The sequence below is a fragment of the Roseibium marinum genome (assembly GCF_002906165.1).
Lineage (GTDB): Bacteria > Pseudomonadota > Alphaproteobacteria > Rhizobiales > Stappiaceae > Roseibium > Roseibium marinum.
Map to the genome: position 1 here is coordinate 72,161 of NZ_PPCN01000002.1, position 19,642 is coordinate 91,802.

20 protein-coding genes are annotated in these 19,642 nt (G+C 61.6%); 10 read left to right on the forward strand and 10 right to left on the reverse strand.

The features are described from left to right. Window positions 1–217: 217 nt before the first annotated feature. The gene (locus CLV41_RS07245) at window positions 218–769 is read right to left on the reverse strand and encodes a DUF924 family protein (protein WP_103221662.1); all 552 of its coding nucleotides are present in this window, start codon (window positions 767–769) and stop codon (window positions 218–220) included. A 72-nt stretch (window positions 770–841) separates the two neighbouring features. Then, complete coding sequence (locus tag CLV41_RS07250; RefSeq protein ID WP_170107137.1) at window positions 842–1,603, reverse strand: substrate-binding periplasmic protein; 762 nt, start codon at window positions 1,601–1,603, stop codon at window positions 842–844. A gap of 278 nt (window positions 1,604–1,881) precedes the next feature. On the opposite strand from CLV41_RS07250, the gene CLV41_RS07255 reads away from it, so the two are divergent. After that, window positions 1,882–2,109: a sulfurtransferase TusA family protein gene (locus CLV41_RS07255; protein WP_235867084.1), complete on the forward strand. Its 228-nt coding sequence runs from the start codon at window positions 1,882–1,884 to the stop codon at window positions 2,107–2,109. Window positions 2,110–2,146: 37 nt separating this feature from the next. On the opposite strand, the gene CLV41_RS07260 is transcribed toward CLV41_RS07255, so the two are convergent. Beyond that, window positions 2,147–2,443: a 4a-hydroxytetrahydrobiopterin dehydratase gene (locus CLV41_RS07260; RefSeq protein WP_103221665.1), complete on the reverse strand. Its 297-nt coding sequence runs from the start codon at window positions 2,441–2,443 to the stop codon at window positions 2,147–2,149. A gap of 135 nt (window positions 2,444–2,578) precedes the next feature. Here CLV41_RS07260 and CLV41_RS07265 point away from each other — a divergent pair, with 135 nt between their 5' ends. Beyond that, a complete protein-coding gene (locus CLV41_RS07265; protein ID WP_103221666.1) occupies window positions 2,579–3,061 on the forward strand; it encodes a low molecular weight protein-tyrosine-phosphatase in 483 nt (160 codons plus the stop codon). Between the two features lie 131 nt (window positions 3,062–3,192). Further along, a complete protein-coding gene (locus CLV41_RS07270; RefSeq protein WP_103221667.1) occupies window positions 3,193–3,453 on the forward strand; it encodes a hypothetical protein in 261 nt (86 codons plus the stop codon). Window positions 3,454–3,459: 6 nt separating this feature from the next. Here the strand turns inward: CLV41_RS07270 and CLV41_RS07275 are convergent, their stop codons facing one another. Further along, entirely contained in the window at window positions 3,460–4,317 is an 858-nt protein-coding gene (locus tag CLV41_RS07275; protein ID WP_208987359.1) for a phosphatase PAP2 family protein, read from the reverse strand. A 114-nt stretch (window positions 4,318–4,431) separates the two neighbouring features. After that, a complete protein-coding gene (locus CLV41_RS07280) occupies window positions 4,432–5,595 on the reverse strand; it encodes an ATP-binding response regulator (RefSeq protein ID WP_103221668.1) in 1,164 nt (387 codons plus the stop codon). A gap of 193 nt (window positions 5,596–5,788) precedes the next feature. Between CLV41_RS07280 and CLV41_RS07285 the strand changes: the two genes are divergently transcribed. After that, complete coding sequence (locus CLV41_RS07285) at window positions 5,789–6,763, forward strand: AEC family transporter (RefSeq protein ID WP_103221669.1); 975 nt, start codon at window positions 5,789–5,791, stop codon at window positions 6,761–6,763. Between the two features lie 32 nt (window positions 6,764–6,795). Here CLV41_RS07285 and gluQRS read toward each other — a convergent pair whose 3' ends face one another. Next, window positions 6,796–7,680 (reverse strand): tRNA glutamyl-Q(34) synthetase GluQRS, encoded by an 885-nt coding sequence (gene gluQRS, locus CLV41_RS07290; protein ID WP_103221670.1) that lies wholly within the window; start codon window positions 7,678–7,680, stop codon window positions 6,796–6,798. A gap of 118 nt (window positions 7,681–7,798) precedes the next feature. Here gluQRS and CLV41_RS07295 point away from each other — a divergent pair, with 118 nt between their 5' ends. Continuing rightward, entirely contained in the window at window positions 7,799–8,440 is a 642-nt protein-coding gene (locus CLV41_RS07295; protein WP_103221671.1) for a DNA-3-methyladenine glycosylase family protein, read from the forward strand. A 5-nt stretch (window positions 8,441–8,445) separates the two neighbouring features. On the opposite strand, the gene CLV41_RS07300 is transcribed toward CLV41_RS07295, so the two are convergent. Then, the gene (locus CLV41_RS07300; protein ID WP_103221672.1) at window positions 8,446–9,219 is read right to left on the reverse strand and encodes an alpha/beta hydrolase; all 774 of its coding nucleotides are present in this window, start codon (window positions 9,217–9,219) and stop codon (window positions 8,446–8,448) included. Window positions 9,220–9,296: 77 nt separating this feature from the next. Between CLV41_RS07300 and CLV41_RS07305 the strand changes: the two genes are divergently transcribed. Beyond that, on the forward strand, window positions 9,297–10,469 hold the full coding sequence (locus CLV41_RS07305; RefSeq protein WP_235867085.1) for a glycosyltransferase family 4 protein: 1,173 nt from the start codon (window positions 9,297–9,299) through the stop codon (window positions 10,467–10,469). Here the strand turns inward: CLV41_RS07305 and thpR are convergent. The 3 genes from thpR to CLV41_RS07320 form a co-directional block, all read right to left on the reverse strand. Beyond that, a complete protein-coding gene (thpR, locus tag CLV41_RS07310) occupies window positions 10,466–11,002 on the reverse strand; it encodes an RNA 2',3'-cyclic phosphodiesterase (protein ID WP_103221674.1) in 537 nt (178 codons plus the stop codon). The two genes, CLV41_RS07305 and thpR, sit on opposite strands and share 4 nt — an antisense overlap. 204 nt (window positions 11,003–11,206) lie before the next feature. Then, complete coding sequence (locus CLV41_RS07315; RefSeq protein ID WP_103221675.1) at window positions 11,207–12,259, reverse strand: NADP(H)-dependent aldo-keto reductase; 1,053 nt, start codon at window positions 12,257–12,259, stop codon at window positions 11,207–11,209. Window positions 12,260–12,329: 70 nt separating this feature from the next. Continuing rightward, on the reverse strand, window positions 12,330–12,959 hold the full coding sequence (locus tag CLV41_RS07320) for an arylesterase (protein WP_103221676.1): 630 nt from the start codon (window positions 12,957–12,959) through the stop codon (window positions 12,330–12,332). Between the two features lie 123 nt (window positions 12,960–13,082). Here CLV41_RS07320 and CLV41_RS07325 point away from each other — a divergent pair, with 123 nt between their 5' ends. From CLV41_RS07325 to CLV41_RS07340, 4 genes are all read left to right on the forward strand, one after another. Further along, on the forward strand, window positions 13,083–13,799 hold the full coding sequence (locus tag CLV41_RS07325) for an ABC transporter ATP-binding protein (RefSeq protein ID WP_103221998.1): 717 nt from the start codon (window positions 13,083–13,085) through the stop codon (window positions 13,797–13,799). Next, a complete protein-coding gene (locus CLV41_RS07330) occupies window positions 13,796–16,378 on the forward strand; it encodes an ABC transporter permease (RefSeq protein ID WP_103221677.1) in 2,583 nt (860 codons plus the stop codon). Before CLV41_RS07325 ends, CLV41_RS07330 begins: the two co-directional genes overlap by 4 nt. Before the next feature lie 174 nt (window positions 16,379–16,552). Beyond that, window positions 16,553–17,335 carry a Bax inhibitor-1/YccA family protein gene (locus CLV41_RS07335; protein ID WP_103221678.1) on the forward strand — a complete coding sequence of 261 codons (783 nt, stop codon included), beginning with the start codon at window positions 16,553–16,555 and terminating at the stop codon, window positions 17,333–17,335. Between the two features lie 152 nt (window positions 17,336–17,487). Beyond that, window positions 17,488–19,530, forward strand: coding sequence for a S8 family peptidase (locus CLV41_RS07340; protein ID WP_103221679.1), 2,043 nt, complete (start codon window positions 17,488–17,490; stop codon window positions 19,528–19,530). Window positions 19,531–19,642: the final 112 nt, after the last annotated feature.

A 19,642-nucleotide genomic window follows, 5' to 3' on the forward strand; every position in this document is an offset into this window, starting at 1 on the left:
CCCGTGCGTTAACGACCGTTAACGAATGAAAGGTGGAACGAAGAAAATTTCGACTGACCGCTTTTAAGGCAGTCTTTTCGCCTAATTAATGTTCAAATCAAATATAGAAGATGAAAAAGTAGGCATAAAAAATTGCATTCCTGGCGTCGCATAAAAATTCGGCAGATCGGAAGCACGGACCGTCGGGCGGCCTGTTCGCTGTCCCGGACAGGCCGGATCAGGCGGAAAACCCGCCGTCTTCCAGATACACCTGCTCCTGGGGCGTTGTGTCCCGTCCAAGCAATTTGTTGCGGTGGGGAAAGCGGCCGAAACGCCGGATGACATCCATGTGAATCAGCGCGTAGTGATAGAGTTCCTTGTCGCCGAGGGACCGGAACAGGTCCACCGACCGTTCCTGATGCGCCATGTCCTCCGAATGCTCGAAAGGCAGATAGAAAAATCCACGGGCGGCTTTTGGAAAGGCACGGTCGAACCCTCGGGCTAGCGCATGCTCGGCCACGGTCAGGGCCTTGATATCCCCCTTGAAGGCGCCAGCCGTTCCGCGGAACACATTTCTTGTCATCTGGTCCAGCAGCAGAAGAAGCGCGAGCGAGCCGTCCGCGGTCTCCATCCAAGAGTCCAGACAGCCGGAAAGCGCGTCTTCGATCGCCGGCAGAAACCTCTCCCGGCAGCTGCGGTCGAACTTGTCGTCGCTGGCGAACCATTTTTCAGGACCGGCCTGCCACCAGAAATCAAGCACATCCGGCGATGTAATCGGCTGATCGGTCATTTTGTGTCTTTCACGATTGCATTGAAACTGACCGCCCGAAGCGGCTACCCGCCAGGCCGTTGTAGCAAACTGCTATCGGCCACAGGCAAGTTTCTGCCAGCTGTCACGGATTTCGGCGAACGTCTTGTCGAAAAATCCGTTTTCCCTCAGCACGGCCATCTCCTGCCGGAAGGCCTCGACCAGTTCGGGGTCGCTTTCCTTGCTGAAGACGGCCCACAATGGCTGCGCAAGTGCCTCGATGAAAACCACCGGCTTCAGAAGCGCCCCGTCATAGCCCATCCGGCAGGCCGAGGCTTCAGCCAGAAACGCCGTCAGCGGAACGAGATCGAGCCGGCCGAGATACAGCATTTCGATACCCTGATGGTAGTCGGTGATCGGCACCAGATTGCCATTGCCGCCAAAGCCGAGCTGTTCCAGATAGCTATGAAGATTGCCGCCGTCCTGGACGCCGATCCTCAGCTTGAGGGACATGAGGTCTTCGATCCGGTCCACGGCGATCGCCGGCCGGGATTCGAGCTGATAGAAATACTGGCCATAGGGAGACACTTCGCCGAGCCACTCGAACTTGTCTTCGCGCTCCTGCGTCCGCGAGAGCGAAAAGAACAGAACATTCGGTTCCAGTTGCGCCGTCAGCATCGCCCTTTTCCAGGGCAGGAAGTCAAAGGAACCGACCGAGACCGGCAGACGTTCCCTGACCCGGTCCACGACGGCAAGCATGAAGTCGGCGACATAGCCGTCCGGCTTGCCGTTGTTGTCCCATTGCAGCGGCGCGAAGTCCTGCGTCACGATATGGATCTGCCGGGAGGCGGCCTTGACCTGTGGGCTGTGCCACAAGCAAGCCGAAATCAACGCGCTTGCGAAGATCCACAATCCTGGTTTCAATTGCCTGAGGTACGGAGCCATCTGACCGGTCCATCTTGCGGGAACCGCAAAACCCGCGAGATTTTCACGTTTTTAACGCTATTCGCACGTTCTGAAGTTTCCCGGAGCATCACGATCGTATAGTCAGCGTAAATTCGAACTGCTAATCTTACGTAAAGACCTGTAAATTCTTCCGATATCCCGACATCCCAAGCCACTGTTAAATCGCGCAATTTCAGGAACTGCAATCATTGAATGAAACGACACTGGACCTGAAAGGCCTGAAATGCCCGCTGCCGGCTCTCAAGACGCGCAAGGCCTTGCGCCGGCTTGCCTCTGGCGACCGGTTGACCGTGCTTACAACGGACCCGATGGCTGAAATCGACATTCCACATCTTTGCCGGGAGGACGGTCACACCCTGCTGGCGACGGAAAAAACCGCGACTGGACACAGTTTCCTGCTTGCCAAGGGCGATTGAAAGTCCGTTTTGGAGGTTTGTCGATCTTGCCGCCTCGTCAGGAGCGGTTGGCGACCCTGTCAATCTCTGCCGCCAGTTCCAGGTCCAGCGCGCTCAACCCGCCGACATCATGGGTCGCCAGCGTGATATCGACGCTGCGGTAGACATTGAACCACTCCGGATGGTGGTTCATCTTTTCCGCCACCAGCGCGACCTCGGTCATGAACCCGAAGGCCTGCCGGAAATCCCGGAACCTGAAGGATTTCGAAATGGCTTCGCGCCCCTCGCACAAATGCCAGTCCGTCAGAGCTTTCAGCCCCGCCGCACGGTCTTCCGGTTTCAGCCGCTCTGCCATTTGATCCTCCTTCGTATCGGCAACTCCCGATTATGGGTCCCCACCCTAACCCGATGACAAGGTGAAGGCGATGAGGTATCCCGTGACGACAAAGGTTTGCGTTGCCCTGCCGGACGCGCCGGTTGACCTCGTGATATGGCCGCCACTGCGGAGATTGCCGTGCCCCGTTCTGTCCTCTTCGTTTGCCTTGGCAACATCTGCCGATCCCCGCTTGCCGAAGGCGTGTTCCGCAGCCTTGTCGGCGAAGCGGGACTGTCCGAACGCTTCACCATCGACTCCGCCGGAACCGGCGCCTGGCATATCGGCAATCCCCCGGACCCGCGCTCGATCGATATCGCCGCGAAATACGGGATCGATCTGTCCGCGCAGCGCGCCCGGCAGGTCGTCCCCGCGGACTTCACCCGTTTCGACACGATCCTGGCGATGGATGCAGACAACCTCTCGACGCTCAGGTCCGGGACAAGTTCCGGCACGGCGCGTATCCGTCTGTTGCTCGGCGACCCGCCGATGGACGTTCCCGATCCTTATTTTGGCGGGCCGGACGGGTTCGAACACGTCTACCGGCTCGTGCGCTCGGGCTGCGAGCAATTTCTGGACACGTTTGATCGGCCTGCATAAATCCGAACCCGGACTGTGAGGGCAAAAGAGCGATTGCCTCCATCCGGCTCACCTTGACGGGCAGGGTTCATAAATACGTCTTGCAGACTGATGTATGGAGTCTTCTCCCTGAGACATTCCCCGGCCCAATCATGAAACTTCTGTGGTGGTGTATTGCTGCGGTCCTCATTCTGCTCGGCCTGGCAACGGTATGGATGCCGATTCCGACCGGGGTGCCACTGCTTGCCCTCGGTCTGATCGTCATCATCGCCACAAGCAGAAGCGCGGCGCGGCTGCTGCGCAGCCGCCGGCGCAACACACCTCACCTGAATCACGCCATCACCTGGGTGGAGGACAGATCTCCGCTGCGCTTCGCCCGGATACTGAAGCGCACCCGGCCCCGCAAGAAATAAGACCGATCAGTTTTCCGAAATTTTCCCGAGCACGCTCCGCGCGGCTCTCCTGATCCGCCTCAGGGATCTCCGCCCTGTCCGTTGCAGCCTGCGGCCGTTCACTGTGAACCATTCATCCAGCCGGATGTCGCTCACAAGCGGCGGCTCGTTGACGTAAAGCAGCCGGTGGATGGCCAGAATGAGCAACAGGGTCAGGCCCCAGGAAATCAGCGTATCGGACAGGAAATGTCCTCCGAACGCGATCCTGTTGACGGAGAGAATGACACAGAGCGGCAGGATGAACGCCAGGGCGGGCTTGCGCCAGGAGACGGGGACCAGAAAGACTATCGAGACCAGCCACATACCCGCCGACGCCTCGCCGGAAACGAATGAACAGTTGCTGTCGCAACTGTCAGTGATTTTCCAGACCGGCTGAAACGGCAGATCGCCTCCGAATTCCTCGACCGACCGCGGACGCGGACGCCCCCAGTTGTTCTTGAGAATGAGGTTCACCAGCACGCCGGGGCCCAGAATGAGGGTGCTGAGCAGAAAAACCGGCATGCGCAGCGGCAGCAGCGGCGGCCGTCCGGGCACCAGCAGCTTGATGATGAGCACCGCCACGCAGACGATTGCGATCAGGCGGACGAGAAACGGACCCAGATGCCTCACATCCCGCAGGAACGCCACATCCTGGGCGGAAAACCCGGCACTTGCGGAGTAGAACAGACCGCTTGCCAGGAAGTCGATCCCGGGAAAGACCAGGAAGAACAGCGAAACAAGAGCCACATAGAGGCTCACTGCGATCATCGGGTGCTGAATGCACCACGCGGCCGCCTTGCGCGACAATGACTTAAGTTTGTTTTCGCTGGAATCGACATGCTTCATGGGCCCAAGATCTAGATCAACCCGCTATCTTATGGAACCACAGGAAGGCAGAAAAGTTGATCCGCCTCCAGATGGAAGCGCCCTGAAGGCGGTATAGCGGAACCGGCAACCCGCTCACTTGTCCTGTGAGCCGGAGCCACTGCGGCTCCGCAGCGCAAGCACCATGGCCTCATACAGCCCGACGGGAGACAGAGGTTTGGTGAGAATTTCCTGAAAGCCCACCTGCCGCAGGCGGTCGTCATCGACCGATTCCAGCGCCGCGGTCACGGCGATCAGCGGCAGCTCGGCTTCCGGCCGAAGATGTTTCAGTTCCTCGGCGGTTTCCACGCCGCTCATCCCGGGCATGTGCAGATCCAGAAGCACCGCATCGAAGGTGCTTTTCCCGACCAGGCCGATGGCCTGTTCACCCGACTTGGCGATTTCCGAGGAGATGCCGAAGGATTCCAGCAACGCTTCCAGCAACCGGCAATTCGTATCGTTGTCGTCGACAATAAGCACATGCGCGGAAAGCCCGCTTGCCGACGGAGACTGTTGCCGGACAGCCGCAGACGGAGTGGAATTGCCAACATCCCTGTCTCCGGCCTCCTCTCCTTCGGCAGGGATCCGCACCTCGAACCGGCTGCCGCCGGTCTCCGCGCGGGTCAACCGCAGTTGACCGCCCATTTCCTGCAGCAACTGTTGCGTACCCCACAGACCAAGACCCGTCCCCGGCCCGGTCTCGCGGCCGTGACGGCCCCGGACAAACGGCCGGAAGAGCCGCGCCTGTTCCTCCGGATCAATACCCGGACCGCTGTCGTCAACGCTCAGGGCCACCATCTCCTGCTCCCCGGAACCTTCGGCGGGGATGAAACGTACAGTGACCGCGATACCCCCCTCCGGCGTATATTTGACCGCATTGTCGAGAAGTGTCGTCAACACCCGGCGCAGCGCACCGCCATGGCCGGTGAAGATATCCTTCACTGGCTCCTCGACCGAAACTTTGAAAGACAGATCTTTTACTTCTGCGGCGATCCGGAAAAGACCGGCGACATCGGATACGATATCGGCGATCCGGATCCGTGCATTTTGGGCCCCGGACCCGGTAGAAGGGATCAGATCACCGGTTAGCTGCGTCAAAGCATCGATGGACCGGATTAGGATCGACAGGTGTTCCCGTTGGGTGTCGTCAAGCGGACCGTTGCCAATGAGTTCGGCGGTAAGGCGCATCGCCGCCAGCGGCGTTCTCAGATCGTGGGCCAGAAGCGCAATTTTGACGCTGTCGTCGTCAGGATCTGCCATGGAGCCTGGATTCCTCCGCCAGAATGGATATCAACAGGGCTTGCCAGACCGGCACCAAAAAGCCACTTTGACCTTTGCTGTCCTTAACCCGGCGCCTGGCCCCTGTCCATCCGGTCGCATTCCGGTTGCCCGAACCGCCAGTCTCCTGTTCCGAACCTGCAAGATCTGATTCAGCCAGAGGCCGACGCTTCCTATGCTTGGACAAACCCTTTCCATTGTCGCCCCGGTCTTCGTTCTGATCGGTATCGGCTATGCCCTGGCGAAGTTTCAGGTTCTCAAACAGAACGCCAGCGAGGCCCTCGGACATTTTGTCTTTGTCGTCTCCATCCCCGTTCTGCTTTTCCGCACGCTGATTGGCGCGGATCTCAGCTCCGGCGTGCCTGTTGCCCTGTGGGCCAGTTATTTCCTTGGGGTCGGCATCGCCTGGGCGCTCGGAGCCCTGATCATCCGGAAGGGATTCGCGCGCGATGCCCGCGCCGGAGCCATCGGCGGTATCTCGGCGGCTTTCGCCAACGGCATCATGGTCGGATTGCCGCTGATCTCCGCCGTCTACGGCGTAGACGGTCTGGTCCCCCTGCTCCTGATCATCTCGATCCACCTGGCCGTGATGACCATCCTGATGGCGGTCGCCATGGAACGCGCCGCCGCAATCGACAGCGGCACAGCCACACCCCCGCTCGGAGACCTTCTCAAGGGCGCCGCCAAAAACCTGGCCAAGAACCCGCTCATCGTTTCCATCGTCATTGCCTTCCTCTGGCGCCAGACAAGCCTCGAGATTCCCGAGATCGGCATGGACGTGCTGGACCGCATCGCCGCGACAGCCCTGCCCCTGGCGCTGTTGTCACTCGGCATGAGCCTGGTGCAGTACGGAATGCGCGGCAACGTGCTGCCCGGCTTGCTGCTCGCCACCGTGAAGATGCTGGTCATGCCTGTCGTCGTCTTTATCGCCGCGGCTTTCGTCTTCCAGCTACCGCCCCTTTGGACCGCTGTCGCAACCCTGACGGCCAGTTGCCCGACCGGCGCCAACGCCTATATCTTCGCCAATCGCTATGGCACCGGCCATGCCATGTCGGCCAACGCGATCACCGTGACGACCTTGAGCGCCATTATCACCACGAGCCTGTGGATCTGGTTTCTGGACATGTGGTTCGGGCCAGGTCTGCGCTAGGGTGTGGACTCATAAATGAAGCCGAAATGGCATCAAAGACCGATCCGTTTGCGCAGCTGCGCATGGGTCATGCCGGCCGCGCGCAGGGACCTGAGGCTGGTGTCGCTGTTCGATTTCGACAATTTGCGGCCGTCGTCGCCCAGTATCAGCCGGTGATGCCGATAGCGCGGGACCGGCAGGGCGAGCAATTCCTGCAGGACCCGGTGCACGCTGGTGGCATGATAGAGATCTTGCCCCCGCAATACGTCCGTAATTCCCTGTCTTGCATCGTCGACCACGACCGACAGATGATAACTCGTCGGCGTATCCTTGCGCGCGAGCACCACGTCGCCCCATGCTGAAGCGTCCACGGCGATCTTCCGGGCCGGTTCGAACAACGCCGGCCCCTCGGCGCCCAGTTCCTCCCAGAAGAGCTGCTTTCCGATCCGCTCCTGCGCCTTTTTCATGTCGAGACGCAAGGCGAAGGAAGCGCCGCTCGCCGCGCGCCGCTCGCGTTTTTCTTCAATAAGAACCGCGGCGTCCCCCGGATAAAGCGGCGCGCCGTCCGGGTCGCGCGGCCAGCTCGCGCCCTCGGCCTCCCGGTCGGACACGAAGGTCTTGATTTCCGCCCGCGTCAGATAGGCCGGATAAACCAGTCCCGTATCCTGCAGCCGCTCCAGAGCCTCACGGTAGAACGCAAAGCAATCCGACTGGCGCACGACCGGTTGCTCCCACCGAAGCCCCAGCCAGGCCAGGTCCTGGAACATGTCCCGTTCCAGTTCCGGCGTGCAGCGGGTCTGATCGATATCCTCCACCCGCACCAGCAACCGCCCGCCGAGCGCCACCGCTGCACGGGCGTTGAGCAGCGCCGACAGCGCATGGCCGAGATGCAGATGGCCGTTGGGCGACGGTGCGAAGCGGAAGACGGGTTTTGACATGCTGCCGGGTTGACGCGGGAGAACAGAACTTACAAGACCTTTCCTACCACTCCCGCGCCTTCACGCAAGAGGGCACCGTGCGGCATTCGCGAACACTTCAAACCTCGGGCCCGGCCTCATGAAACCGATTGCGACAGAAGAGGACATCCAGGCGGGACTGGCGGCGCTGGTCGCGGCGGACACCCGATTGGCCAGGATCGCCGATCTGGCCGGCCCGGTGCCTTTGCGCCGACGCGCGGCGGATTTCGAGGGCCTCGCCCAGATTGTCACCGGACAGCAGGTCTCCGTTGCCAGTGCGTCCGCCATTTTCCAACGGCTTCAGACGCTGGTAGCGCCTCTCACCGCCGAGCAGATGCAAAGCTTTTCCGACGAGGACCTCGCGGGCGCGGGCCTCTCCCGTCCCAAGATACGGACATTGCGCGCGATCGCGGCCGCCTGCCGGGACGGGCTCGATCTTGCTCACCTTGCCGAAGCCCCGGCGGAAGAGGCCCATGCGCGCCTGTGCGCCATCAAGGGCATCGGCCGCTGGACGGCCGATATCTTTCTATTGTTCTGCGCCGGGCATCCCGATGTCTTTCCCAGCGGCGATCTCGCCCTGCGGATCGCCGTCCGCGATGCCTTGGAACTGACCGAAAAACCGGACCCGGCGACCCTGGATGACATCTCGGCGCTCTGGTCACCGCACCGGGCTGTCGCCGCCCGCCTCTTCTGGTCCTGGTACAAGGTGCAGAAGCAGGGGCGTGACACGATGCCGGTCTGACACGCCTAGGCGCCGGACATATCCGCGACCACGCGCAGAAGCAGTTCGATATCCTGCGGCCGCGACAGGCGGTGATCGCCATCCGGCACGAGGGAAAAGGTGACATCGTCGAGCGGCAGCGCCTCGACCAGCCGCCGGGCATGGCTCGCGGGCACATCCGGGTCCTCGGCCCCCTGCAGGATCGTGATCGGCGCACCGATCTGCAGCGGACCGCCGAACAGCAGATGCTTGCGGCCATCCTCGATCAGCTTGCGCGTGATGACATAGGGCTCATCGCCATAGGCCGAGGGCTGCGCCCAGCGACCTTCGGACAGGATCGTCCGGCGGATTTCATCCGTAAAGCGTTGCGTCCACATCAGTTCCTCGGTGAAATCCACCGCCGGAGCAATCAGCACAAGTCCCCTGATCTTGCCGGCCGCCCTGCGGCTCAACGCCAGGAGCAACGCGATCCATCCCCCCATCGAGGACCCGACGAGGATGGTTTCGCCCGGACAGAACCGGTCCAACACGGCTTCCGCCTCCTCCAGCCAGTGGGAAACGCAGGCGTCCTCGAAATCGCCCCCCGATTGGCCGTGGCCGGAATAGTCGAACCGGACGACCGCCTGCCCGCGCGCCGCGCCGAATTCGACAAGCGCCGCGGCTTTGGTGCCGGTCATGTCCGATTTGAACCCCGGAAGCCAAAGGAGCGCCGGAGATTTTCCCGGCGTTTCCAGCACCGCGATCCGGCGTTCCCGAGCGTTTTTTCCGACCTGGATGAATTGCGGTTCGCACGCGCCCATATTATGGCTCTCGTTCTGCTAACTATAGGCAGCTCACATACCGGCCTTGCATCGAAAAGGCCACCCGGAGGTAAGACTTGGACCGATTGCCCCCCGCCACAACAGTACTGCAAGTCATTCCGGATCTGAATTCCGGCGGCGCGGAGCGGACGACCCTGGATGTGGCGCGGGCGGTCGTGGAAGCCGGTGGAACCGCGCTGGTCGTCAGCCAGGGTGGCCAGATGGAAAGCGGTCTCGCGGAGGCCGGCGCGGAACATATCCTCATGCCGGTCAAATCCAAGAACCCGTTGACGCTCTGGAAAAACGCCGGGCGGCTCGCCGCCCTGATCGCCGAGCGCAATGTCAGCATCGTTCATGCCCGAAGCCGTGCTCCCGCGTGGTCGGCCCTTCAAGCTGCCCGCAGCGCGAAGGTTCCCTTCGTCACGACCTACCACGGCACCTATAATCAGTCGAACGCCCTGAAAGCGTTCTACAATTCCGTCATGGCGCGCGGCGACACGGTCATCGCCAACTCCCACTTCATTGCCCGGCTCATTGCCGACAGGCATCCGTTTGCCAGGGACCGGATCACCGTGATCCAACGTGGTTCGGACCTGAACGGCCTCGACCCGGCCAATGTCAGCGCGCTTCGCCAGCAGGCGCTGAAAGACCAGTGGGGTATCCCGGCGGGACACCCGATTATTGTGAACATGGCCCGGCTGACCGCCTGGAAGGGCCAAAAGATCGTCATTGAAGCCATGGCGCGGCTGAAGAACACCGACGGCGCCGATCCCATTGCGATCCTGGCCGGCGACCCCCAGGGACGCGAGAGCTATGTTGCCGACCTGAAAAAACTGATTGCCGACAACGATCTGCATGACCGGGTGCGGCTGGTCGGACATTGCACGGACGTTCCGGCGGCAATGGCGCTGGCGGATCTGGCGGTCGTCGCCTCGACGGAGCCGGAAGCCTTCGGCCGGGCCGCGGTCGAAGCTCAGGCCGCATCGGTTCCCGTCATCGTCTCGGACCTTGGAGCGGTTCCGGAAACCGTACTGGCCCCACCCGAGGTTGCCGAAAATCAGCGGACCGGCTGGCGTGTTCCGCCGGCGGACCCGGGCGCACTTGCCGATGCGATCTCGATGGCGCTGCGCCAGGATCCGGAAAACCGCAAGCAGCTGACCGACCGGGCGCTTGCCCATGTCCGGCAAAACTTTTCCGTCGAAACCATGTGCGCGAAGACGCTGGCCGTCTATGCCGGGCTCCTGAGCTAAGCTGCGAGCGGATAGGCCTCTTCAACCAGGTAAGGCCCGCCACCGACGCTGGCTTTCGCCGAGAACAGCACGAAGCGACCGGCAATGAAGGGCGGCGCCTGAAAATTCCCCCGCTCGCTCAGCCATTTCGCCACATCCTCGTTGGTTGAGGTCTTGCAACGGGCCACGGTCACATGCGGGATGTATTTGCGCCGTTCGGGCGGCAGATGGATACGCTGAAGGATACGCTCCTGCTCAGCCTGCAGCTCGGCGAGCTGCGCGACCGGCTCGACGCGGGCCCACACGGCATGCGGCCTGCCGTTGCCGAACGAGCCCAGACCGGTCAGCCGGATCTCGATGGGATCCCGGCGGATCCGGTCGAGCGCGGCCACGACCTCATCGGCGGTACGGTCGTCTATGTCGCCGATGAAACGCAAGGTGAGGTGGTAGTTTTCCGGGTCGATCCAGCGGGCGCCCCGAAGGCCTCCCCGGAGCATCGAAAGCATGAGCGCCGTCTGGGACGGAATCTCAAGGCCTGTAAAAAGGCGCGGCATGGGTTTTCCCTCCGCTGTCGCTGATGAATCCCATGAGGAATCAACTTCATGAAATTCGCAAGACAAAATTGTAAGTTTCTGACTTCGTGACGATTTCCCTTGTGAACAGATGAAAAATGCCGGATCGGCGAAGGGCTGATCCGGCATTTTTATGCGAATTGATTCTTGTCGGCGCTGGCTTCGGAGCAGCTTCGGATTGAGGCTTTATGGAGCCGGGTTGCCGAACTCCTGATGCAGAGCATCGATTTTTTCCAGAACGTCGTCACTCAACTTCAGCTCCGCAGCCGCGATATCCGTCTTGAGCTGGTCCATCCGGGTCGCCCCGAGGATCACCGAGGTCATGAAGCTGCGCGACATGGCAAAGGCGAGCGCCATCTGCGAGGGGTCGAGACCCGCTTCCTTCGCAAGATCCACATAGGCATCGAAAGCCTGGATCGCGCGCGGATCCTCATAGCGCTGGAGGCGGTTGAATAGGGTTTTCCTGGCGCCGGCCGGCAGCGCTCCGTCACGGTACTTGCCGGTGAGATATCCCTGCGCCAGCGCCGAATAGCCCAGAAGACCGATGTCTTCCCTGTGCGCGACTTCCGCCAGGTTCGTCTCGAAAGTCCGGTTCACCAGGGAATAGGCGTTCTGGATCGAGACGATACGCGGCAGACCGTGACGCTCTGCGGCCGTGACATAGCGCATCGCCCCCCACGAACTTTCGTTGGAGATGCCGATGTGCCGGATCTTGCCCGCTTTCACCAGATCGGCCAGTACCTCCAGCGTGGAGTCGATGCTGTTTTCATCCTCCGCCGGCTCCACGTATTTCCAGCGTGTCGGGTTCGAGCCGAAACCGGAGGTGCGCCGGTCGGGCCAATGGATCTGGTAAAGGTCGATATGGTCCGTCTGGAGGTTTTTCAGGCTCCGGTCGACCGCGAATTCGATCTGCGGACGGGTAAGCCGGCCGTGCTCGCCGTTTTCCCGAAACCAGTCCATGTCGGTGCGGCCGACAATCTTGGTTGCGACGACCACCTTGTCGCGGTTGCCGGATTTCGCGAGCCATGTCCCGATGATACGCTCGGTGCGCCCCTGGGTCTCCCTGTTCGGCGGGATTGGATAGAGTTCTGCGGCGTCGAAAAAATTGATGCCCTTTTCCAGGGCGTAATCCATTTGCGCATGGCCTTCGGCTTCCGAGTTCTGTTCTCCGAAGGTCATGGTTCCAAGGCACAGGGCGCTTACATGCACATCCGTGCGGCCGAGACGGCGTTGTTCCATCAGGATTTCCTTTATTTTTAGCAAGGGCGGTCCGGAAGCGGCAAGGCCGAAGGCCTTCGCTCCCTGCCCCTCAAGACGACTGGGCTTTGGCCAAAAGCTCTTCCACTTTCAGCAGAATGTTTTCGACGATCACAGCGACCCCGTCCGCATTGGGGTGCATACCGTCAGAAAGATTGAGATCCGGATCCAGAGCCACCCCGTCCAGAAAGAAGGGATAAAGCAGAGTATGCTGGGTAATTGCAATATCCGCATAGATCGGATCGAACGCATCCGCGTATTCCGGTCCCAGATTGCGGGGTGCCAGCATACCGGCAAGCAGCACCTCGATGCCCCGATCCTTCAGGCGTCTGGTGATTTCCTCGAGGTTTTTTCGGGTGATTTCCGGCGAGATGCCCCTGAGCGCGTCGTTCGCGCCCAGTTCCACGATCACGGCGTCGGTGTCAGGACCGACGGACCAGTCAAGCCGGGAAAGACCGCCGGAGGTCGTATCGCCGGACACGCCCGCATTGACGACCTCCACCGAATGCCCACGCGCATCCAGCTCTCTTTGCAGCTGTTCGGGAAATCCTTCTTCAGGAGCGAGCTGATATCCGGCGGACAGGCTGTCGCCCAGAACCACCAGCTTCAGATCCGCAGATTGAGCCGCGACGGGAAGAAGGAAAAAGACGACAACACCTAGAAGGGTAATTAACCGGTTCACGCTAACCCTCTTTCAGGACTGGAAGACGCGTCACATCAGGCCCATATGGTCGCAAAGCGTCCCAATGTCGAGGGCATGCGATTGTCAGGAAGACGATCGCACGCCTGTTGTAAAGGTCAGATGATGACAAATTCGCCCGCGATCGCCCTGAAAAATGTCCACCTGACCCTCGGAGACGGAGCCGGCCGGGTACATATTCTCAAGGGGATCGATCTGCGGATTGAAAAAGGCTCGTCCGTCGGCCTCGTCGGCCCGTCCGGCTCGGGAAAATCGACGCTCCTGATGGTCATGGCCGGCCTGGAGCGGGCCGATGAAGGCACCGTCCAGGTTGCCGGCTCTGAACTCGGACCGCTCTCGGAAGACAAGCTGGCGCAATTCAGGGGCCGCAATGTCGGTATCATCTTCCAGTCCTTCCATCTTGTTCCCAACATGACCGCCCTGGAAAACGTCGCCGTGCCGCTGGAGCTTTCCGGCGACCCGGCCGCTTTCGGCAAGGCCAAAGCGGAACTCGACGCGGTCGGGCTCGGCCACCGCATGCACCATTATCCGGCGCAGATGTCGGGAGGCGAGCAGCAACGCGTCGCGGTCGCCCGCGCCCTGGTGGTGGAACCGGAAATCCTCATCGCCGACGAACCGACCGGCAATCTGGATGACTCCACCGGTGGCCAGATCGTCGACCTCATGTTCGCGGCCCAGCGCGAACGCAAGACGACACTCGTTCTGGTGACCCACGACCCGGCCCTTGCGGAGAGATGCGACCGCGTGATTCGCGTCCGGTCCGGTGAAATCGAGGAAACCGGAACCGCAGGCGCCGGCGCGCAGCAAGAGGTCTCCGCATGAGCGGCTTCGTTCCCGGGCATGGCCGCGCCGGCAACCAGACCTTCGCCCTGGCGGCCCGCTTCGCGCTGCGCGAACTGCGCGGCGGCCTCAAGGGGTTCTATATATTCATCGCCTGTATCGCGCTCGGTGTTGCAGCGATTGCCGGGGTAACCTCGGTTTCCCGCGCGCTCACCGAAGGGATTTCCCGGGAGGGCCAGGCCATTCTGGGCGGCGACCTCTCCTTCTCCCTGATCCACCGGGAGGCCGAACCGGAGCAGATCGATTTCCTGAAATCTCTGGGAACCGTGTCACGGGCCGCTACGTTGCGTGCCATGTCCCGCAAGGCCGACAGCAGCGACCAGGCGCTGGTCGAACTGAAGGCTGTCGACGGCGCCTATCCGCTCTACGGCTCCATCGATCTCGCCTCCGGCCAGACGCTGGAGGCAGCGTTGTCCAAACAGGATGGCATCTGGGGCGCCGCAGCGGACCTTGCGCTGCTGGCACGCCTCGATGTCGCCGTCGGCGAAACTCTGGCCCTCGGACGGACAACGGTGCGTATCACCGATGTCATCGAAGCCGAACCCGACAAGCTGTCAGGGGGACTGGAATTCGGTCCGCGCCTGATGATTTCCGACGCGGCGATTGCCGACACCGGGCTCATCCAGCCCGGCAGTCTGGTGCGCTGGCATTACCGCGTCCGCATGAACCCGGCGCCCGGTATTCAGGCTTTGGAAACAATCGTCGAAAACGCGGAGCGCGAATACCCCGATGCGGGCTGGCGGGTGCGCTCGCGCGCCAACGCCTCGCCCGGCCTGCAGCGCAGCATCGGGCGCTTCGCGCAGTTCCTGACCCTTGTCGGCCTGACGGCGCTGGTCGTTGGCGGCGTTGGCGTCGCCAATGCCATCCGCGCCTATCTGGAAACCAAGCGCGAAGTCATCGCCAGTTTCAAATGCCTCGGCGCGACCGGCGGTTTCGTCTTCCAGATCTACCTGGTCCAAATGCTGATCCTGGCCCTGATCGGCATCGGTATCGGCATTTTTATTGGCGCACTGCTTCCCTTCGCCGCCGCCGCCGCCCTGTCCGGTGTGCTGCCGATACAGCTCGCGGCGAGTATATATCCGGCGGAACTGGGTCTCGGCCTTGTCTACGGCCTGCTGACGGCGCTCGCCTTCGCGCTCTGGCCCCTCGGCCGGGCGCATGACGTGCCGCCGACCGCCCTGTTCCGCGACATCGTGACCGGGGGACCGAAACTTCCGCGCAAGCGCTATCTGGCCGCGACCCTGGTCACCGTCATCGCCCTTGCGGCAATCGCCATTGTGCTGTCCCACGACCAGCGCATGGCGGGCATCTATATCGCCGCCACCGCCGGGGCCTTCGTCCTCCTCGTCGCAGTTGCCCGCCTGATCATGTTTGCCGCCCGGCGCCTGCCGCATGTCCGCTCGACGGAACTGCGGTTGGCCATCGCCAATATCCACCGCCCCGGTGCGCTGACGCCTTCGGTTGTCCTGTCCCTCGGTCTCGGCCTGTCGCTGCTGGTGGCGCTTGCGCTGATCGACGGCAACCTGCGCCGCGAACTGACCGCGACCATCGCCGATCAGGCCCCGAGTTTCTTCTTCGTCGACATACAGAGCCACGAGCGCGATGCCTTCGAGGCGCTTTTGCAGAAGGAGGCCCCGGACGCGGCCCTGCAGAGCGTGCCGATGCTGCGCGGACGGATCATTAACCTGAACGGTGTCCCGGCGGACGAGTTCACCCCGGCGCGGGACGGCTCCGGCTGGGTTCTGCGCGGCGACCGCGGCATCACCTATCAGGCGGAGATACCGGAGAACTCGAAACTGGCGGCAGGCTCCTGGTGGCCGCGGGACTATGCCGGGCCACCCCTGCTGTCCTTCGACGCGGAAGCCGCCGCGGATCTTGGCCTCAGCATCGGCGACAAGATTACCGTCAACGTTCTCGGGCGCGAACTGACAGCCGAGATTGCCAATTTCCGGGACGTGGAATGGCAGTCGCTGGCCATCAATTTTGTCATGGTGTTCTCACCGAACACCTTCGCGGGCGCTCCGCATGCCCATTTGATGACCCTCGGCTGGGACCGCGACGTTCCGCAGGAAACCGAGCTGGAGATTCTGAAGGCCGTCTCCAACGTCTTCCCGACAGTCACCGCCATTCGCGTCAAGGATGCGATTTCCCAGGTGAACGATCTGGTGGCGCAACTGGCCTGGGCCATCCGCGGCGCGAGCTCGATCACCCTGATCGCCAGCGTGCTGGTGCTGGCGGGGGCGCTTGCCGCCGGCCACCGCAGCCGAATCTATGACGCCGTCATCCTGAAGACCCTTGGGGCGACCAGAACCCGGTTGATCGTTGCCTACGGACTGGAATACGCCATATTGGGATTGGTGACCGCATTGTTCGCGCTGGTCGCCGGCGGCATCGCCGCCTGGTACGTGATCACGCAGATCATGGGCGGATCTTTTGTGCTGATGCCGGTGACCGCCGCGGGTGCGGCCCTCATCGCACTGGTTCTGACCGTTGGCTTCGGCCTTGTCGGCACATGGCGGATCCTCGGTGAAAAACCCGCGCCTGTTCTCAGAAACCTGTGAAATTGGAACCGGAATCTTAATTATATTGGTATTTCTTGCAGTCCACAGGCCGGAATAACGAAAATTTCAGAATTCCCGGCTTGTGCTTGGCCTCGCAATTTCCCATATGTTGAGGGAGTTGTGTTGCCTGCGATATCGCATGCAATCTCTATCTAAGAGGGGATCTTAACGACCATGTCGACCTTTGACCGTCAACCTCAAGGCGCCTACCAGGTCGCCGGCACACGCGCAGAGGCCGGCATCGACCAGGGCCTGCGGACCTATATGCTGGGCGTCTATAACTACATGACCATCGGCCTCGCGCTGACCGGCTTCCTGGCGTTGCTGACCGCAATGATGGCAACCACCACCGATCAGGGTGCCGCCGTCGCCAGCCTCGGCAACGGACGCATGCTGACCCAGCTTGGCGTCGCCATCTACGGCAGCCCGCTGAAGTGGCTCGTGATGCTGGCACCGCTCGGTATGGTGATGTGGCTGTCTTTCCGGATTCAGTCCATGAGCGCCTCCGCCGCGCGGACCCTGTTCCTGGTCTACTCGGCCGTGATGGGTATTTCCCTGTCCTCGATCTTCCTGATCTATACGCCGGGCTCGATCGCACAGGTGTTCTTCATCACCGCCGCGTCATTCGGCGCCCTGAGCCTTTACGGCTACACCACGAAAAAGGACCTGTCCGCCATGGGCAAGTTCCTTTTCATGGGCCTGATCGGCATCATCATTGCGATGGTCGTCAACTGGTTCATGGCGTCCGCCGCGCTTCAGTTCGCTATCTCCGTGATCGGCGTGCTGATTTTCGCCGGCCTGACTGCCTATGACACGCAGCAGATCAAGTCGATGTACTATGAAGGTGACAACAGCGAAGTTTCCACCAAGAAGTCCGTGATGGGCGCCCTGCGCCTCTACCTCGACTTCATCAACATGTTCCTGTTCATGCTGCAGCTGTTCGGAAATCGCAACTGATCCGGCAGACGCATCAGAGCAAGTCTTGTAGAAAGGCCCGGCATTCGCCGGGCCTTTTTCGCTATGTACCAAAAGCTGCTTTGACTGAATGGACAATTTCTGATTAGCATCCCTTCCACGAATTTTGACCCTGCCAATTTTCCGGATTTCCGATGCGCAAATTCCTGTGTCACTCGGCCACCATTGTGCCGGCGGTCGCCTGCCTGGTCCCCGGGTCGGGTTTCGCCGACGAGTTTTCCAATCAGTATGGCCTCGCACTGATCTATGCGGAGGCTGCGTTTCAGGCCGGTTACACGGGCAGCAGTGTCAATATCGGCATTGTCGATAGCGGCATCACGGTCGATCACCCGGATCTTGCACCGAACCTGAGCAGCTTTTCCCTCGATGGAAATACGCTCGGCCCCGTCACCGAAGACCCGAACGGTCACGGCACGCATGTCGCCGGCATAATCGGTGCGGCGCGAAACGGCTTCGGCATGATGGGTGTCGCTCCGGACGCGAAACTGACCGCGCTCGCGATATTCGACGAGGACGGCGATGCCGAAGACGAGGAACTGGAAATCGCCGTTCCGCGCGTCTACGAATACGGCCTCGGCAAGGGCATCGAATTCTTCAACAACTCCTGGGGTGGAGAGTCTGTCGATCCTGAAGACGAGGAAGATATCGAGGAAGGCCGCGCCTACATCCGGAAAAACATGCCGAAGCAGCTGGGCGCATTTCGCAATGCCGCGAACCAGGGTGCCGTGCTTGTCTGGGCCACCGGGAATGACAGCGAAACAGACCCGTCCCTGGAATCCCAGTTGCCGGTCTATTTTTCCGAGCTGACGTCAAGCTGGCTCGCCGTCACGGCGGTCGGGCGCGATGGCAAGATCACCGACTATGCGAACTGGTGCGGCGTTGCGGCGAACTGGTGCCTGGCAGCCCCGGGCGGCGGTGACGACGAGGACCAGGACGGGATTTATTCCGCCGCCAACGACGGAGGTTATGTCCGTTACTCCGGCACCTCGATGGCTGCACCGCATGTCACAGGCGCCCTGGCCATTGCCCGGGAGATGTATCCGAACGCAGCGGCAACGGATCTGGCCCAACTGGTCCTGCAGACCTCGAGCGACATCGGCGCCGGCGGGATAGACAAGGTCTATGGCTGGGGTCTGCTCAACATCGGCAATCTGGTCGCCACCAGACAGGTCGAGACGGCAACTTTCCCGGCCCAGAATATCTGGGCCCAGGCGGACATTCTCAATCAGATCATCGACCTGACCCGGCGCGGTCCCGGCCTTTCCGGCACAGGCTCAGACACCGGCAATGGCGTTCTGGTTTCCACACACGGAGCGAACGAGGCGCCGGCGCTCGAAAAAAGGATCACCGTTCAACCGATCGTGGCCAACAGCAAGCTTGCGGGAAGCGGTTCGCAAAGCGGCGCGACCTCCTGGTCGGGTGGCGTGCTCGGCAGCATGGAGCTGCTTCGCACCGACACCGCCACGCTCGGTGCGGCCCTCGGGTTCACCGGCTCGCGCGTCGATGCGGGCGGCAACCGGGCGGACGTGACCGGATACCATCTGGCGATCTTCGGCGCCTATGACGATCAACGCCTTTTCGCGGATGCCGCCGCAGGTTTCAGTGCCTTCCGCACACATCAGACCCGTAAGGATATTTCGGGAACGAACGGCACCATCCTGGGAGCCTCCGGCCTGACCGCAAGCAGCGAAAGCACCGATCTCGGCGGCTGGCTGGCGGCGAGGGCCGGCTCCAGCTTCGAGACGCGCGCCGGGGCGCTCAGACCCTATGTGCACGGCCGCCTCGTCCACCAGTGGATGGGATCCTACGATGAGAGCGGCGCCGGAGTGTTCAATCTTTCCGCTTCGGCCGACAGCACCACCGGGACGACGGCCGGAATAGGGCTTAACATGCGCCCGCATGCCGCCGACTTCAGCTTCGCGACGCTTCATGCCCAACTCGATGTCGCCTATGCCCGCGCCATCGGACCGGACCAGTACACACGCGAAGTCCAGCTGCTCGGCTCCAACTTGACAGGCGCCACGGCCGAAATCGGCCGGGACATCGCAATGGTCAGCGCCGGAATGGAACTTGATTTCACGGATTCAGGCCTCAAAAGCTCGCTCGGCTATTCAGGCGCCTATCGTGAGAACGCCGACAGCCACATGGTCAGCTTCAAGCTTTCCCTGCGGTTCTGATCGTGACGGTAAAATCCTGCCCATTCAGGCATCCACCTCTCGCAGGTGTTTTTCTCATATACCTTGAGAATCCGGGCATGACCGCAACGGCGCAGGATCCCGCAGCCGGTGG